Below are 15,066 nucleotides of genomic sequence, written 5' to 3' on the forward strand. Positions count from 1 at the left end.
TTCCTGATGCGCCCCCACCCCCAACCCGGCCAGTCTTAACGCAAGATTGACGCCGAAGGCCCCCGCATCCGTGGGCCCACGCGTCACTCTCCGCTTACGCTGGTGCCGCCGTCCGCGTGATGGCCAGAGACCACACGCTGACCCGCACTCCAGGAGCACGCCGATGGCCACGACCGAACACCCTCCCAGTCGTATGCGCGCCTGGATGCTGGAGGGCCTGGCCGACATGGGCAAGGGCAGCCACCAGGTCGCGCAGACCGCACCGGAACCCCAGCAGCACGTCCACCAGGGCCAACGCTGGTGGCGGGTGATGTGCCTGACCGGTGTCGACTACTTCTCCACCCTCGGCTACCAGCCCGGCATCGCGGCCCTCGCCGCCGGTCTGCTCTCCCCCGTCGCGACGATCGTGCTCGTGATCGTCACCCTGGCCGGCGCCCTCCCCGTGTACCGCCGCGTCGCCGAGGAGAGCCCGCACGGCGAGGGCTCCATCGCGATGCTGGAGCGGCTGCTGTCGTTCTGGAAGGGCAAGCTGTTCGTCCTGACCCTGCTCGGGTTCGCGGCGACGGACTTCCTGATCACGATCACCCTGTCGGCGGCGGACGCCTCCACCCACCTCGTGGAGAACCCGCACCTGACGAGCATGCTGCACGACAAGCAGATGCTGATCACGCTGATCCTGGTGGCCCTGCTCGGCGCGGTGTTCCTCAAGGGCTTCCTGGAGGCGATCGGCGTAGCCGTGTACCTGGTGGCGGCCTACCTCAGCCTCAACGTCGTCGTCGTGATCGTCGGCATGTGGCACGTGGTCACCCACGGGCACGTGGTCACCGACTGGAGCAGCGCCCTGACCACCGAACACGGCAACGTCTTCGCGATGATCGGCGTCTCCCTGCTGGTCTTCCCCAAACTGGCGCTCGGCCTGTCCGGTTTCGAGACCGGCGTGGCGGTCATGCCGCACGTCGAGGGCGACCCCGACGACACCCACGACAACCCCAAGGGCCGTATCCGCGACACCAAGAAGCTGCTGACCACCGCCGCGCTCATCATGAGCGTGTTCCTGATCGCCACCAGCTTCATCACCACCGTGCTCATCCCGGAGAAGGAGTTCAAGGCGGGCGGCCAGGCCAACGGCCGCGCGCTCGCCTACCTCGCGCACGAGTACCTGGGCAACGCCTTCGGCACGGTCTACGACCTCTCCACCATCGCCATCCTGTGGTTCGCCGGCGCCTCCGCGATGGCCGGCCTCCTCAACCTGATGCCGCGCTACCTGCCCCGCTACGGCATGGCCCCGCACTGGGCCCGTGCCGTCCGCCCGATGGTGATCGTCTTCACCCTGGTCGCGTTCCTGGTCACCTGGATCTTCGACGCCAGCGTCGACGCCCAGGGCGGCGCCTACGCCACCGGCGTCCTGGTCCTCATGTCCTCCGCCGCGATCGCGGTCACCATCGCGGCCCGCCGCGCCCAGCAGCGCAACTGGACCGTCGTCTTCGGCATCGTCTCCGCGGTCCTGCTCTACGTCACCGTCGTGAACGTCATCGAACGCCCCGACGGTGTGAAGATCGGCGCCTGCTTCATCGCCGGCATCATCCTGGTCTCGCTGCTGTCCCGGCTGGCCCGTGCCTTCGAACTCCGCGTGACGAGCGTGCAGTTGGACTCCATGGCGGAACGATTCATCCGCGACATGGCCAGCCGGAAGATCCGCTTCGTCGCCAACGAGCCCGACCGGCGCGACAAGGCCGAGTACCGGGACAAGATCGAGCAGATCCGCACCGACAACGACATCCCCGGCGAGGACTTCGTGTTCGTCGAGGTGACGGTCCTCGACGCCTCCGAGTTCGAGGCGGGCCTGACAGTGCGGGGCGAGGTCCTGCACGGCCGCTACCGCGTCCTGACCCTGGAGTCGTCCTCCGTCCCCAATGCCCTGGCCGCCCTGATGCTGAACGTCCGCGACTCGACGGGCCGCATCCCGCACATGTACTTCGAGTGGACCGAGGGCAACCCGTTCGCCAACTTCCTCCGCTTCTTCCTCTTCGGCCAGGGCGAGGTCGCCCCGGTCACCCGAGAGGTCCTGCGCGAGGCGGAACCGGACCGCGCACGCCGCCCGCGCGTCCACACGGGCTGACGGCACACCGCGACCGCGTAGGCACACGGGCGACCGTTCGTAGCCCCCCGAGCCGGCGTCAGCGTAAGAGACACGACAAAATCCGGCACCGGTGTGTAAGAGCCCCGTCAGCGGCCCGCGCGGCGCGCTCGTGGCGGCCTACCGTCGGCCTCATGCCGCACAGCACCCTCCCCCCGGACCCGGCCGGCGACCGCCACTGGCGTGGCGACGCCCGGCTGGCGACGGGCTGCGCGCTCGGCTTCCTCGTCATGACCCTGCTGGTCGACGGGGAAGCCGGAACCCTCACCCTGACCCGCGCGCTGCTGTGGTTCGCCCTGTCGGCGGTGCTCTTCGTCGTCCTGCTGCCGCACCGCGTCACCGCGGGCCCCGGCTGGCTCACCGTGGACAGCCCGCTGCTGAGGCGCACGGTGCACACGGACGCGCTGACCGTCGTACGGCAGTACGGCGACGTCTCCGCACGCCTGGTCCTGCGGGACACGTACGGTCAATGGCTCGAACTGGACCCCCGTGTCCTGGTCGCCAACCCCCTGCTCTGGCACGAGCTGGACACGGGCATGCGGCACTCGACGGAACGCGGCACACTGCGCCAGGGCACCGACGTCCGGCGTCACCTGGAGCATCTGATCGACGACGAGACCGCGCGGTCGGTCCTCAGGGCGTCGGGAATTTCCTGACCCCGCGCCGCGTCCGGCGCACCCGCACCTTCCCGAAGCCCAGTTGCCCGGCGATCTCGATCCGCAGCTCGACCGGAGCCCCCGAGTCACCCTGTCCGCGCGTCTTGACCTTGCTGTAGTTGAGCACCAGGGAGTCGGTGTCCACGACGATGCCCGGCGGGAGCAGCAGCCGTAGCGAACCGAGGTGCATGTCCAGGTCGATGCGCAACGTGTTCTGGGTGATCACCGCCTCGGTGAAGTCGAGGGTCACATCGCCCAGGCGCGACTGGATCTCCAGCCGCCGCGGCACCACCCAGCCGTCACCGCGCCGCGTCGAACCGCCGTTCTGCTCGATGCGGGCGACGTCCTTCACCTCGACCGGGGTCGTGCCCGCCACCACCGGCAGGTCGGCCGTCAGGACCGCCAACTCGCCCATCGTGCGGGCGGTCAGGGCCGCCTCGACGCGCTCGTCGAGTTCCTCGGCGGTCAGCCTGCCGTCGCCTGCCGCACCGGTCAGCGCCTCCACGACGCGGTCCCGGTCCGCATGCGAGGCCCGCAACCCGGTCGTGCTGGTCAGCTCACCCGACATACCCTCACCCCGATCGACGGATTGACGCTATATCGCGTTATACCCCAGAGCCATCACCCCGTCCACCGGTTCACGTTTCTGGCCCTAGGGTGGCGCGTATGCAGTCCTACACAATCGGCCAGGCGGCGCGGCTGCTCGGCGTGAGCCCGGACACCGCGCGCCGGTGGGCGGACGCGGGCCGGGTGACGACCCACCGCGACGAGGGCGGGCGCCGCCTCATCGACGGGATCGATCTGGCCGCGTTCTCGGTCGAGTTGGCGAAGGCCGGCGGTGTCGAGGAGGACCCCTCCCTCACCTCGGTGCGCAACGCGTTCCCCGGCATCGTCACCGCGATCAAGCTAGGCGACGTCGCCGCCCAGGTCGAGATCCAGGCGGGCCCGCACCGCCTGGTCTCCCTGCTGACCCGCGAGGCCGTCGAGGAACTCGGCCTGGAGGTGGGCATGGAGGCCACCGCCCGCGTGAAGTCGACGAACGTGCACATCGACCGGGTATGAAGCGGGCCGTGGCCTCCGTCTGTTACTTGTTCACCGAGTAGGAGTGCGCGCCGGTACCCGCCAACGCCCCGCCGTCCACGATCAGATACTCGTCCCGGATCGGCCGCCCCGCGAAGAACGCCTCCAGGATCTCCCGCGTGCCCGCCGCGTACCGGGCCTGCGCCGACAGCGAGGAGCCGGAGATGTGCGGGGTCATCCCGTGGTGCGGCATGGTGCGCCACGGGTGGTCCGCCGGGGCGGGCTGCGGGAACCACACGTCACCGGCGTAACCCGCCAACTGCCCACTGCGCAGGGCCCGGTCGACGGTGTCCCGGTCGACGATCTTCGCCCGCGCGGTGTTGATGAGATAGGCGCCGCGCTTCATCTGCGCGAGCAGCTTGTCCCCGAACAGCCCCTCCGTCTCGGGGTGCAGCGGCGCGTTGATGGTCACGACGTCGCAGTGCGGCACCATGTCCTCGGCGCTCTCGTGCCAGGTCAGCCCCAACTCCCGCTCCACGTCCTCGGGAAGCCGGTGCCGGTCGGTGTAGTGGAGCTTGACGTCGAAGGGCGCGAGCCGCCGCAGCACCGCGAGCCCGATCCGCCCGGCGGCGACCGTCCCGACGTGCATGCCTTCGAGGTCGTACGAACGGGCCACGCAGTCAGCGATGTTCCAGCCGCCGTCGAGCACCACCTGATGGGACGGCAGGTAGTTGCGCACGAGGGACAGCGTCATCATCACGACGTGTTCGGCGACGCTGATGCTGTTGCAGTACGTCACCTCGGCGACGGTCACGCCGTGGGAGATCGCCGAGTCGAGGTCGACGTGGTCCGAGCCGATGCCGGCGGTGACCGCGAGCTTGAGGTTCTTGGCGGCGGCGATGCGCTCCGGGGTGAGGTACGCGGGCCAGAACGGCTGCGAGATCACGATGTCGGCGTCGACCAGTTCCCGGTCGAAGACCGAGCCCTCGCCGTCCTTGTCGGAGGTGACGACGAGGGTGTGCCCGGCCGCCTCCAGGTAGGCGCGCAGGCCGAGTTCACCGGAGACACTGCCGAGCAACTGGCCCGGGGCGAAGTCGACCCCCTCGGGAGTGGGGGTGGTCTGACCGCCGGGGTAGTGGTCGATCACCGGCAGGTCGTCGCGGGCGTACGAGGTCGGGTATCCGTCGATCGGGTCGTCGTACAGGACACAGAGAACCTTGGCCATGTCGCGGCTCCTCAACTCCGTTGTCGGAAGGTGGACTTCACGATCCTCGGGGTCGATCGCCCTGGTCAAAGCGAACGTTGCTATGTCCAGATAGCCCGCTCCTATCAGCTGCCGCCGCCCAGGTACGTGTGCAGCAACTCGTCGAGCGCGTCCCGTACGCCCGCCTCCCTGGCCACCTTCGACAGCGCCTCCGCCAGCACCGATCGGGGCTCGCTGCGGGCGATGACCAGTCCGACCCGGGGCCCGTGCGCGGGCCCGTTCAGGGGTACGACCCGCATGCCGTCCGGTACGTCGAACATGTGCAGCCACGCGTGCGAGATCACGCTGGACCAACGGCCGCCCGGCAGCAGGGTGTAGAGCCCGGCAACGCTGTCCGACTCGATCGCCGGGGAGGCCGTCGCACCCTCGGCCGCGAAGCACTCGTCGATGATGCGGCGGTTGCGCATCCGTGAGTTGAGGAGGCAGAGGGGAAGGGTCGCCGCCTGGGCCCAACTGGCCTTGGAGACACCGGCAAGCGGCCCGTCGACGGGCGTGAGGAGCACATACCGCTCCTCGTAGAGCGGGAGGCGGCGGACGTTGCGCAGGGTGTCGTCGTCCAGGTACGTCATCGCCGCGTCCAGCTCGAACTCGGCGAGGCCCTGGGTGATGTCGGCGGACGACAGCGACTCCAGGGCGACCCGGGCCCGGGGATGCCGTACACAGAACGGGGTGGTGAGGAGGGACGCGGCGGGCAGCGCGGTGGGCACCACACCCAGCCGCAGCGTGCCGGTCAGTCCGCCCCGCAGCACCGACAACTCCTGGTGCAGAGCGTCCCGTTCGGCCAGGATGCGGTGCGCCCAGGCGAGCACCACCTCGCCCTCCGGGGTCAGCCCCTCGTACCGCCTGCCGCGCCGCACGATCGGCACGTCCAACTCGTGCTCCAGGCGCCGGATCGCGGCCGACAGCGAGGGCTGCGAGACATAGCAGGCCGCCGCCGCGCGCGCGAAGTGCCGTTCACGGGCGAGCGCGACGAGATACTCCAGCTGACGCAGCAACATGCCCAACCTCCCCTGACGTGCAGGTTAGGCGCTGTCCGCCCGGCACAACAGGGCCGCCCACAGGTCGAGGCGGTCGTAGAGGCGGGAGAGGTCACGGCCGGTGAAGTGCTCGATGCGCCCGATCCGGTAGTGCACGGAGTTGACGTGCGGATGCAGCGCCTCCGCCGGAACACCGGTGAGCAGCGCGTCGAGCCCTCGTGACGGTGGAAGCGTCAGCGAGCGCCGAGCCGTCCGGCGCAGCGGTACTCCGCGCCGGGGCGAGCGCGTAACGCGCCTCCGCCAAGACCCCGTTGAGCGCCTGAGCGATGTCGACGGGGCCCCGGTCCCGCCCGTTCTCGGCGGAGGCGAGAAGCGGCCGGACGTCCTGCAACACCCCGCCCACGACCGCGAAGGCGGTACCGTCCGCCAACCGCCCGACAGCGCCTTGCCCCGCGGTCGGGGTGGAGTTCAGCGCCGACGGGCACTTCGGCGGACGCCCCGCTCGGTGGCCTTCGATGCGCAGTGGTTCAGGGGCGCCATGGACCCGGACACGGGCGAGATCCGCATCCTGCGCAGGATGCACGCGGCCGACACCGGCAAGGTGATGAACCCGATGCAGTGCCGGCCAGGTGGAGGGCGGGGTCGCCCAGGCGCTCGGCGCTACCCTCTTCGAGAACGTCCGTATCGACGGGCAGGGTGCGGTGGCGACGGCCGCGTTCCGCCGTTACCGGCTCCCGCAGTACGCGGACGTGCCGCGCACCGAGGTCCACTTCATGGAAACGGCGGACGCCATCGGCCCGTTGGGCGCCAAGTCGATGAGCGAGAGCCCCTTCAACCCGGTCGCGCCCGCCTTCGCCAACGCCCTGCGGGACGCGACAGGCGTGCGCTTCACCGCACTTCCGCTGACCCGAGACCGGGCGTGGCTGGCACTGGCCGACTCAGCCCGTATCCCCGTCCACCCGTATCGCACTGATCCCACTGATGTGCCGGGCCCCGCAACGGTCCTGTGGAAGCATCAGGTGCGGTGCGGCGGACGGGGTCGAAGCCGGGGCCGGCCGAGGACAGGACGTCGTAGAGCCGAGGTCCCGTGAAGCGGTGCAGCGGCCAGTCGAACAGGTCGGGCACGGTCGGCCGGGCCGGGCGGCCGAGGTCCCCTGCAGGTCGAGCTGCGCGAGCGTCACGAGCCATCACCTCCCGGGATGTGGTACCCGGACGACACTCCCGTACAAACGCACATGCGTGCCCCACGAGCGAACAGCACAGCTCATGCGATGCGACAGGAGACTTACGCCTTGCACATGCGGCAGTATCATCGCGGCACGGCCGTTGCGGTCGTCCCAGGGGGCGACAACCCCTTTCATGAGCCCCTTTCATGAAGAGACCAGAGGAGTAGAACCGTGATGACCCGTTCCGCGCGTCGGACCCGCCGGAGCCTGCAGGTTGCGGGGGCCGGAGCCGCCGCGCTGCTGGCCCTGAGCGCCTGCTCCTCCAGCGACGACTCGTCCTCCTCCAAGTCCGGCTCCTCGGCGTCCGCGTCCCCGAAGATGTCCGGCACCGTCACCGTCTTCGCCGCCGCCTCGCTCCAGGAGTCGTTCACGACCCTGGGCAAGGAGTTCGAGAAGGCGAACCCGGGCACCAAGGTCACCTTCAACTTCGGCGGCAGCGACACCCTCGCCGCGAGCATCACCGGGGGCGCCCCGGCCGACGTGTTCGCGGCCGCGAGCCCCAAGACCATGGCGATCGTGACGGACAAGGGCGACGGCGTCGGCACGCCGGCCACGTTCGTCCGCAACCAGCTGGAGATCGCCACCCTGCCGGGCAACCCCGACAAGGTGACCTCCCTGAAGGACCTCACGAAGTCCTCGCTGAAGGTCGTGCTCTGCGACAAGACGGTGCCGTGCGGTGCGGCGGCCCAAAAGGCGCTCACGGCAAACAAGTTGAAGCTCACCCCGGTGTCGTACGAGGCGGACGTCAAGAGCGCCCTGACGAAGGTGGAGCTGAAGGAGGCCGACGCGGCGGTCGTCTACAAGACCGATGTGCACGCCGCCGGCAGCAAGGTCCAGGGCGTGGAGTTCCCCGAGTCCGCCGGCGCCATCAACGACTACCCGATCGTCCTCCTCAAGAACGCGCCGAACGCCGTCGCCGCCAAGGCGTTCATCGCACTGGTGCAGTCCGCCGAGGGCCAGAAGGTGCTGTCCGCGGCGGGCTTCCTCAAGCCGTGACCCGGCTCGACACCTCCGACGCCGCGGCCGAGACCCTCAAGGGCGGTCCGCGGCGCCGCCGTGTCCGGACGACAGGCCGCGGGGTGCCGCTCCCCCTGCTGGTCCCCGCGCTCGTGGGCCTGGCGTTCCTGCTCCTCCCCCTGATCGCCCTTCTCGTACGGGCCCCGTGGCGGTCCCTCCCCTCTCAGCTGACCAGCACGGAGGTCTGGCAGGCACTCCAACTCTCCCTGTTCAGCGCGACCGCGGCGACGGCCGTGAGCCTGGTCCTGGGCGTACCGCTGGCCTGGGTGCTGGCCCGCACGGAGTTCCCGGGCCGTGGCTTCCTCCGCGCCCTGGTGACCCTCCCCCTGGTCCTGCCCCCGGTGGTGGGAGGCGTGGCGCTCCTCTTGGCCCTCGGCCGCAACGGCGTCGTAGGCCAGTGGCTGGACTCATGGTTCGGCATCACGCTCCCCTTCACCACGACCGGCGTCGTGGTCGCCGAGGCGTTCGTCGCGATGCCGTTCCTGGTCATCAGCGTCGAGGGCACCCTGCGCGCCGCGGACCCCCGCTACGAAGAGGCGGCCCAAACCCTCGGCGCCTCCCGCTTCACCGCGTTCCGCCGGGTCACACTCCCCCTGATCGCCCCGGGCATCGCGGCGGGCGCGGTCCTCGCCTGGGCCCGCGCACTGGGCGAGTTCGGCGCGACGATCACTTTCGCCGGCAACTTCCCCGGCCGCACCCAGACCATGCCGCTCGCGGTCTACTTGGCCCTGCAGAACGACCCGGAAGCGGCCATCGCGTTGAGCCTGGTCCTCCTGGCCGTGTCGATCGCGGTTCTGGCGGGCCTACGGGACCGCTGGATGACCACATCATGAGCAACATCCGTACGACCGCCCGCACATCAGCCCCCTGGACGTGCACGCCATGACCGACACCACCGACGTCGAACTCACCGGCGCCCAGGGCCTCGACGCCCATCTCGTCGTGAACCGCGGCACGTTCCGCCTGGACGTAGAACTGACCGCCGCCCCCGGAGACGTCGTAGCCCTGCTCGGCCCGAACGGCGCAGGCAAGACCACAGCACTCCGCGCCCTGGCGGGCCTGGTCCGCCTGACGGACGGTCACCTACGGCTGGACGGCGCGGAGTTGGACCGCACACCACCGGAGTCCCGCCCGGTGGGAGTCGTCTTCCAGGACTATCTGCTGTTCCCCCACCTGACCGCACTCGACAACGTCGCCTTCGGCCCACGCTGCCAGGGCGCGACGAAGGCGGAGTCCCGTGCGGTGGCCGCCGAGTGGCTGGACCGCATGGGCCTCGCCGAGCACGCGGCCGCCAAGCCCCGCAGACTCTCCGGCGGCCAGGCCCAACGCGTCGCCGTGGCAAGGGCGTTGGCGACCCGCCCGCGCCTGCTCCTCCTCGACGAACCCCTGGCCGCCCTGGACGCCCGCACCCGCCTCGACGTACGGGCCCAACTCCGCCGCCACCTGGCCGAGTTCGAGGCGGTGGCGGTCCTGGTCACCCACGACCCCCTGGACGCCATGGTGCTGGCCGACCGCCTGGTCGTGATCGAGCACGGCACGATCGTCCAGGAGGGCACCCCCGCCGACATCGCCCGCCACCCGCGCACGGACTACATCGCCCAACTCGTAGGCCTCAACCTCTACAAGGGCCGGTCCGACGGCCACACGGTCACCCTCGACACCGGCCCCACGATCACCACCACGGAGGACCTCCAGGGCGAGGTCTTCGTAGCGTTCCCGCCGAGCGGCGTAACTCTCTACGGCGACCGCCCCACCGCCGCCAGCGCCCGCAACCTCTGGCCCTGCAAGGTGGCGGGCCTGGAAACCCACGGCGACCAGATCCGCGTAGACCTGACCGGCGAACTCCCCCTGACCGCCGACCTCACGACGGTTGCGGCGGCCGAACTGGACTTGCACCAGGGCGCGTTGGTCTGGGCAACGGTCAAGGCAACGCAGACGCACGCGTACCCGGCTTGAGTGGTCCCGCGCCCCCATAGGGGCGCGGGAGTGTGTCGGCGAAATCGACCCCGGTCCGACAGCGCCCCAAAGGGGCGCGGGGAACGGCGCGACCAGCCACAACGAACCCGCGCCCGAAGTCCGGTCAACCAGCGGAGCGCCTAGTCCTCGTACGCATCCAACGGCGGGCAGGAACACACCAGGTTCCGGTCCCCGAAGGCCTGGTCGATCCTGCGCACCGGCGGCCAGTACTTGTCAGCGACGGACACCCCGGCCGGGAAGACAGCCTCCTCGCGCGAGTACGCGTGCTCCCAATTCCCGCCGAGCGCGGACGCGGTGTGCGGCGCGTTCCGCAACGGGTTGTCCTCAGCCGGCCACTCCCCCGCCCCGACCCTCTCGATCTCCCCACGAATGGCGATCATCGCCTCGCAGAACCGGTCCAGCTCGATCAGGTCCTCGGACTCGGTCGGCTCGATCATCAGCGTGCCGGCCACCGGGAACGACATCGTCGGCGCGTGGAAGCCGTAGTCGATGAGCCGCTTGGCGATGTCGTCGACGCTGACGCCGGTCGCCTTGCTGATCGGCCGCAGATCGATGATGCACTCGTGCGCGACGAGCCCACCGGGCCCGGTGTAGAGCACGGGGTAGTGCGGCTCAAGGCGCTTGGCAATGTAGTTGGCGCTGAGCACAGCCACCTGCGTGGCCCGCTTCAGCCCCTCGCCGCCCATGAGTCGGACGTACGCCCAGGAGATCGGCAGGATCCCGGCGGAACCCCAGGGAGCCGCCGAGATCGGCCCAACTCCCGTCTCCGGCCCGGCCGCAGGCTGCAACGGGTGGTTCGGCAGATACGGCGCGAGGTGCGCGCGCACCCCGACCGGCCCGACACCCGGACCACCGCCGCCGTGCGGAATGCAGAACGTCTTGTGCAGATTCAGATGCGAGACATCCCCGCCGAAGTGCCCCGGCTTGGCAAGCCCCACAAGGGCGTTGAGGTTGGCGCCGTCGACGTAGACCTGCCCGCCGGCTTCGTGCACCTGCGCACAGATGTCGGCGACGTGCTCCTCGAACACACCGTGCGTGGACGGGTAAGTGATCATCAGCACCGACAGCTCGTCGCGGTACTGCTCGATCTTCGCCCGCAGATCCTCGACGTCGATCTCACCGTCCTCGGCGGTCTTCACGACGACGACCTTCATTCCGGCCATCACAGCGCTCGCGGCATTGGTGCCGTGCGCGGACGACGGGATGAGGCAGACAGTCCGCTGCTCGTCCCCGTTGGCCCGGTGGTACCCGCGTACGGCGAGCAGCCCGGCCAACTCGCCCTGCGAACCGGCATTCGGCTGCAACGACACCTTGTCGTACCCGGTGACCTCGGCGAGCCGCTCCTCCAACTCCCGGATGAGCGTGAGGTATCCCTGCGCCTGCTCGGCGGGCGCGAAGGGGTGCAGCTGCCCGAACTCGGGCCAGGTGACCGGCTCCATCTCGGTGGTCGCGTTGAGCTTCATGGTGCAGGAACCGAGCGGGATCATGCCCCGGTCGAGCGCGTAGTCCCGATCGGCGAGCCGACGCAGATACCGCAGCATCGCGGTCTCGGAACGGTGGTCCCGGAACACGGGGTGCGTGAGGTACGCGTCGGTCCGCAGCAGCCCCTCGGGCAGCGTGTCCTCGGCGGACACGTCGAGCGCCTCGATGTCCCCGTCGACCCCGAACGCGGTCCATACGGCGGCCAGTTGAGCGCGGGTGGTGGTCTCGTCGCAGGCGATGGACACCTGGTCGGCGTCCACGAGGCGCAGGTTGACGCCGTCCTCGCGCGCGGCCGCGACGACCTCGGCGGCCCGGCCGGGAACGCGCGCGGTCACGGTGTCGAAGTAGCCGCCGTGCACGACCTCGACGCCGCCTGCGGTGAGGCCCGCGGCAAGGATCGTGGCGTACCGATGCGTCCGCCGCGCGATGCCCTTCAGCCCCTCGGGCCCGTGGTAGACGGCGTACATACCGGCCATCACCGCGAGAAGCACCTGGGCGGTGCAGATGTTGCTGGTGGCCTTCTCGCGGCGGATGTGCTGCTCGCGCGTCTGCAGGGCGAGGCGGTAGGCCTTGTGTCCGTCGGCGTCGACGGAGACGCCCACGAGCCGCCCGGGCAGGCTGCGCGCGAACTTCTCGTGCACCGCCATGTAACCGGCGTGTGGCCCGCCGAAGCCCATCGGCACCCCGAACCGCTGCGTCGTACCGACCGCGATGTCCGCCCCCAGCTCACCCGGCGACTTCAGCAGCGTCAGCGCGAGCAGATCGGCGGCAACGGTGACGAGCGCGCCGAGCGCGTGCGCCTGCTCGATCAGCGGCTTGATGTCGCGTACGGCACCGGAGGCGCCCGGGTACTGGACCAGCACGCCGTTGATCTCGCGCTCGGCGATCTCGGCCGGGATGCCCTCGCTGAGGTCGGCGACGACGACCTCGACACCGGCCGGCTCGGCGCGGGTCTCGATCACGGCGATGGTCTGCGGCAGCGCGTCCGCATCGACCAGGAAGAGGCCCTTCTTGTTCTTGCCCATGCGCCGCGACAGCGCCACGGCCTCCGCGGCGGCGGTCCCCTCGTCGAGCAGCGACGCACCGGAGGTCGGCAGCCCGGTCAGATCGGCGACCATGGTCTGGAAGTTCAGCAGGGCTTCGAGCCGCCCCTGGGAGATCTCCGGCTGATACGGCGTGTAGGCCGTGTACCAAGCCGGGTTCTCCATGACGTTGCGCAGGATCACGGGCGGGGTGAACGTCCCGTAGTATCCGAGCCCGATCATGGAACCGAGGACCTCGTTGCGGTCCGCGAGGGAGCGCAGCTCGGCCAGCACCTCGGCCTCGGTACGGGCGTCCGGCAGATCGAGGGCGTCGGCGTTCTTGATCACATCCGGGACCGCGGCGGCCGTGAGCTCGTCGAGCGAGCCGTATCCGACCTGCGCGAGCATCTTGGCCCGCGCTTCCTGGTCGGGCCCGATGTGGCGCTGCTCGAACGGGATGCCCTGTTCGAGCTCGGAGAGCGGAATACGAGGGACAGTCATCAGGGAGGCCTCCTGGTCGGACACGACCTTCGAGGGCACCACGACAGCGGGGTGCCGGACGGCCTCCCCCTCTGTCATCTCAACCTGAGAGCTTCACCGGGCATCCCGAAGGAACCCGGTTTTCACCGTCGGTGAGAGCGAAAACCGTCGACACCGTCGACGACACCCGCCCTGCTTTCCAGAGTGACCTCGTCCGTGCGGTACGTGGGCCTGAGAGATTCCGGGGAGGATTTGCTCCTTCGGCGCCTCCGATGAAGTCTGGAGGACTCTCCCGCACGGGGTCAGCAGCCGATGGCCAGCCTACCAGCGAGCGTTGAAGCCGGGCTTTCGAGTGGCCACCTTCCCCAATGTGCTCTTTTGTAGTGCTTACGGATGAGTTGCGACCAGGAGGAGGGCCCGTGCAGACCGATATCGATCCGCGCAACCTGATCGGCCGCAAGGCGTTCGACCGCACCGGCGCCAAGATCGGCACGATCGACGAGGTCTACCTCGACGACGCGACCGGCGAACCGGAGTGGGCGGCCATACGCACCGGCCTGTTCTCCAGAGACGCCTTCGTCCCCCTGGAGCCCAGCGAACTGATCGAGGGGACCCTGCACATCCCCTTCGACCGCTCCCTGATCAAGGACGCCCCCGACTTCGGCGTAGGCCGCCACCTCTCCCCGGACCAGGAACTCCAGCTCTACCACCACTACGGCCTCGACGTGGGCCCACCCCCATCGCTCCCGGACCACGACTTCGGCAAACTGGCGGGCTCCGACGACACGTGACCGGGTTCGGCGGGCGGGGCGTCACTGTGTCTTGGAGTCTCCGGGCGTCGCGTGTCCGGGGGCGTTGATACGGCGGTCGGTCGGGGTATCCGGCTTCGGCGCCACCAAGGGCGTCGGCGCAGCAAGCCTGACGCTGGAACGCCACGCGTCGTCCGGTGACACCGGCACGCCCTGCGAAACGCCGGGACCCGGCTCGGCCGACGGCAGCGGGTGGTCAGCTGGCCCGACACCAGAACCCCGCGCAACCGACAGCAGCGGCTCGCTCTGCGGGACACCAGGGCCCGGCTCCACCAACGGCGTCAGTGTGTGGAAGGCACGACGTCGGAACGCCACGCGACCGACGGCAGCAGCTCAGCTCGCGGAACGCCGAGGCTCGGCACGACCGACGACAGCGGCGTGCCCCGCGGAACACCGTGACCTGGCTCCACCGACCGCACCGGCTCAGCAGGCCCGACACCGGAACCCCGCGCAACCGATGACAGCGACGCGGCAGCCGGGTCGTCGGGGCCTCAGCTTTCCAGGGGCGTCGACGCCGCAGGCAAGGCGTCAGGATGCCGCGCGGCCGACGCCGACAGCTCAGCAGGCAAGTCACCAGGACCCCGCGCCGACAACGGCAGCGCCTCACCCTGCGGGGCATCAGGGCCCAGCTCCACCGACGGCAGCAACTCGACAGGCGGCTCGTCGTTGCCTCGGCCCTCCGGGGCCGCCGGCGCCGCCGCAGGCAGGACATCCGGACGCCGCGCGACTGACGCCGACGACTCGATCGGCCGGTCGTCGGACCCCGGCGCCGCCAACGGCATCGGCTCCCCAGGCAAGTCACCCGGCTCCCGCCCCGCCAAAGGCAACGGTTCCTCCGACGGTTCACCAGAACCTCGCGCCACCGACGCAGGCACCGCACCGGGCAGCACATCAGGACGCCGCGTCACCAACGGCAACGGCTCCGCCAACTCCAGCTCAGGATCGTCGGTCCGGAACGTCCGCACCCGCCCCGGCCCCGAATCCTCAGGCGTCTCGAAC

At 70.1% G+C, this 15,066-nt stretch carries 12 protein-coding genes, 3 pseudogenes and 1 riboswitch; of the genes and pseudogenes, 8 read left to right on the plus strand and 7 right to left on the minus strand.

All coding sequences use genetic code 11. The features are described 5' to 3' along the window. Positions 1-163: 163 nt before the first annotated feature. Both AC31A1_RS30425 and AC31A1_RS30430 read left to right on the plus strand, forming a co-directional pair. On the plus strand, positions 164-2,119 hold the full coding sequence (locus AC31A1_RS30425) for an APC family permease (protein ID WP_489656401.1): 1,956 nt from the start codon (positions 164-166) through the stop codon (positions 2,117-2,119). Between the two features lie 152 nt (positions 2,120-2,271). Continuing rightward, positions 2,272-2,793, plus strand: a complete 522-nt coding sequence (locus tag AC31A1_RS30430) for a hypothetical protein (RefSeq protein WP_489656402.1) — start codon at positions 2,272-2,274, stop codon at positions 2,791-2,793. Here the strand turns inward: AC31A1_RS30430 and AC31A1_RS30435 are convergent. Next, a complete protein-coding gene (locus tag AC31A1_RS30435; protein WP_489656403.1) occupies positions 2,771-3,361 on the minus strand; it encodes a DUF1707 SHOCT-like domain-containing protein in 591 nt (196 codons plus the stop codon). The two genes, AC31A1_RS30430 and AC31A1_RS30435, sit on opposite strands and share 23 nt — an antisense overlap. Before the next feature lie 98 nt (positions 3,362-3,459). On the opposite strand from AC31A1_RS30435, the gene AC31A1_RS30440 reads away from it, so the two are divergent. After that, positions 3,460-3,855 carry a TOBE domain-containing protein gene (locus AC31A1_RS30440; protein WP_489656404.1) on the plus strand — a complete coding sequence of 132 codons (396 nt, stop codon included), beginning with the start codon at positions 3,460-3,462 and terminating at the stop codon, positions 3,853-3,855. A gap of 22 nt (positions 3,856-3,877) precedes the next feature. On the opposite strand, the gene AC31A1_RS30445 is transcribed toward AC31A1_RS30440, so the two are convergent. From AC31A1_RS30445 to AC31A1_RS30455, 3 genes are all read right to left on the minus strand, one after another. Further along, the gene (locus tag AC31A1_RS30445) at positions 3,878-5,038 is read right to left on the minus strand and encodes an NAD-dependent formate dehydrogenase (RefSeq protein ID WP_489656405.1); all 1,161 of its coding nucleotides are present in this window, start codon (positions 5,036-5,038) and stop codon (positions 3,878-3,880) included. Positions 5,039-5,142: 104 nt separating this feature from the next. Continuing rightward, positions 5,143-6,075 (minus strand): LysR family transcriptional regulator, encoded by a 933-nt coding sequence (locus tag AC31A1_RS30450; protein ID WP_489656406.1) that lies wholly within the window; start codon positions 6,073-6,075, stop codon positions 5,143-5,145. A gap of 24 nt (positions 6,076-6,099) precedes the next feature. Then, the gene (locus tag AC31A1_RS30455; RefSeq protein WP_489656407.1) at positions 6,100-6,210 is read right to left on the minus strand and encodes a helix-turn-helix domain-containing protein; all 111 of its coding nucleotides are present in this window, start codon (positions 6,208-6,210) and stop codon (positions 6,100-6,102) included. Between the two features lie 305 nt (positions 6,211-6,515). On the opposite strand from AC31A1_RS30455, the pseudogene AC31A1_RS30460 reads away from it, so the two are divergent. Next, positions 6,516-6,992: pseudogene (locus AC31A1_RS30460) on the plus strand (molybdopterin cofactor-binding domain-containing protein); the annotation flags it as partial. Here AC31A1_RS30460 and AC31A1_RS30465 read toward each other — a convergent pair. Beyond that, positions 6,993-7,242 (minus strand): annotated as a pseudogene (locus tag AC31A1_RS30465) (hypothetical protein). It abuts the pseudogene before it with no gap. A 212-nt stretch (positions 7,243-7,454) separates the two neighbouring features. Between AC31A1_RS30465 and modA the strand changes: the two are divergent. Genes modA through AC31A1_RS30480 form a run of 3 tightly spaced genes read left to right on the plus strand, consistent with a single transcriptional unit; the run spans position 7,455 to position 10,253 of the window. Continuing rightward, positions 7,455-8,276: a molybdate ABC transporter substrate-binding protein gene (gene modA, locus AC31A1_RS30470; protein WP_489656408.1), complete on the plus strand. Its 822-nt coding sequence runs from the start codon at positions 7,455-7,457 to the stop codon at positions 8,274-8,276. Further along, a complete protein-coding gene (gene modB, locus AC31A1_RS30475) occupies positions 8,273-9,130 on the plus strand; it encodes a molybdate ABC transporter permease subunit (protein WP_489656409.1) in 858 nt (285 codons plus the stop codon). Before modA ends, modB begins: the two co-directional genes overlap by 4 nt. Positions 9,131-9,179: 49 nt before the next feature. After that, the gene (locus AC31A1_RS30480; protein WP_489656410.1) at positions 9,180-10,253 is read left to right on the plus strand and encodes an ABC transporter ATP-binding protein; all 1,074 of its coding nucleotides are present in this window, start codon (positions 9,180-9,182) and stop codon (positions 10,251-10,253) included. A gap of 140 nt (positions 10,254-10,393) precedes the next feature. On the opposite strand, the gene gcvP is transcribed toward AC31A1_RS30480, so the two are convergent. After that, positions 10,394-13,279, minus strand: a complete 2,886-nt coding sequence (gene gcvP, locus AC31A1_RS30485; protein ID WP_489656411.1) for an aminomethyl-transferring glycine dehydrogenase — start codon at positions 13,277-13,279, stop codon at positions 10,394-10,396. 188 nt (positions 13,280-13,467) lie between these two features. Then, positions 13,468-13,563: riboswitch (glycine riboswitch) on the minus strand. A 114-nt stretch (positions 13,564-13,677) separates the two neighbouring features. Here gcvP and AC31A1_RS30490 point away from each other — a divergent pair. Further along, complete coding sequence (locus AC31A1_RS30490) at positions 13,678-14,049, plus strand: PRC-barrel domain-containing protein (protein ID WP_318015068.1); 372 nt, start codon at positions 13,678-13,680, stop codon at positions 14,047-14,049. Between the two features lie 509 nt (positions 14,050-14,558). Here AC31A1_RS30490 and AC31A1_RS30495 read toward each other — a convergent pair. After that, a pseudogene (locus AC31A1_RS30495) lies at positions 14,559-15,066 on the minus strand (DNA polymerase IV); the annotation flags it as partial.

It is taken from the genome of Streptomyces sp. P5F9, from assembly GCF_057961495.1.

What these genes read in the sequence shown, in the direction of transcription:
- AC31A1_RS30425 (WP_489656401.1), top strand. Translation starts at nt 164, where the DNA reads ATGGCCACGACCGAACACCCTCCCAGTCGTATGCGCGCCTGGATGCTG.
- AC31A1_RS30430 (WP_489656402.1), top strand. Translation starts at nt 2,272, where the DNA reads ATGCCGCACAGCACCCTCCCCCCGGACCCGGCCGGCGACCGCCACTGG.
- AC31A1_RS30435 (WP_489656403.1), bottom strand. Translation starts at nt 3,361, where the DNA reads ATGTCGGGTGAGCTGACCAGCACGACCGGGTTGCGGGCCTCGCATGCG.
- AC31A1_RS30440 (WP_489656404.1), top strand. Translation starts at nt 3,460, where the DNA reads ATGCAGTCCTACACAATCGGCCAGGCGGCGCGGCTGCTCGGCGTGAGC.
- AC31A1_RS30445 (WP_489656405.1), bottom strand. Translation starts at nt 5,038, where the DNA reads ATGGCCAAGGTTCTCTGTGTCCTGTACGACGACCCGATCGACGGATAC.
- AC31A1_RS30450 (WP_489656406.1), bottom strand. Translation starts at nt 6,075, where the DNA reads ATGTTGCTGCGTCAGCTGGAGTATCTCGTCGCGCTCGCCCGTGAACGG.
- modA (WP_489656408.1), top strand. Translation starts at nt 7,455, where the DNA reads ATGACCCGTTCCGCGCGTCGGACCCGCCGGAGCCTGCAGGTTGCGGGG.
- AC31A1_RS30480 (WP_489656410.1), top strand. Translation starts at nt 9,180, where the DNA reads ATGACCGACACCACCGACGTCGAACTCACCGGCGCCCAGGGCCTCGAC.
- gcvP (WP_489656411.1), bottom strand. Translation starts at nt 13,279, where the DNA reads ATGACTGTCCCTCGTATTCCGCTCTCCGAGCTCGAACAGGGCATCCCG.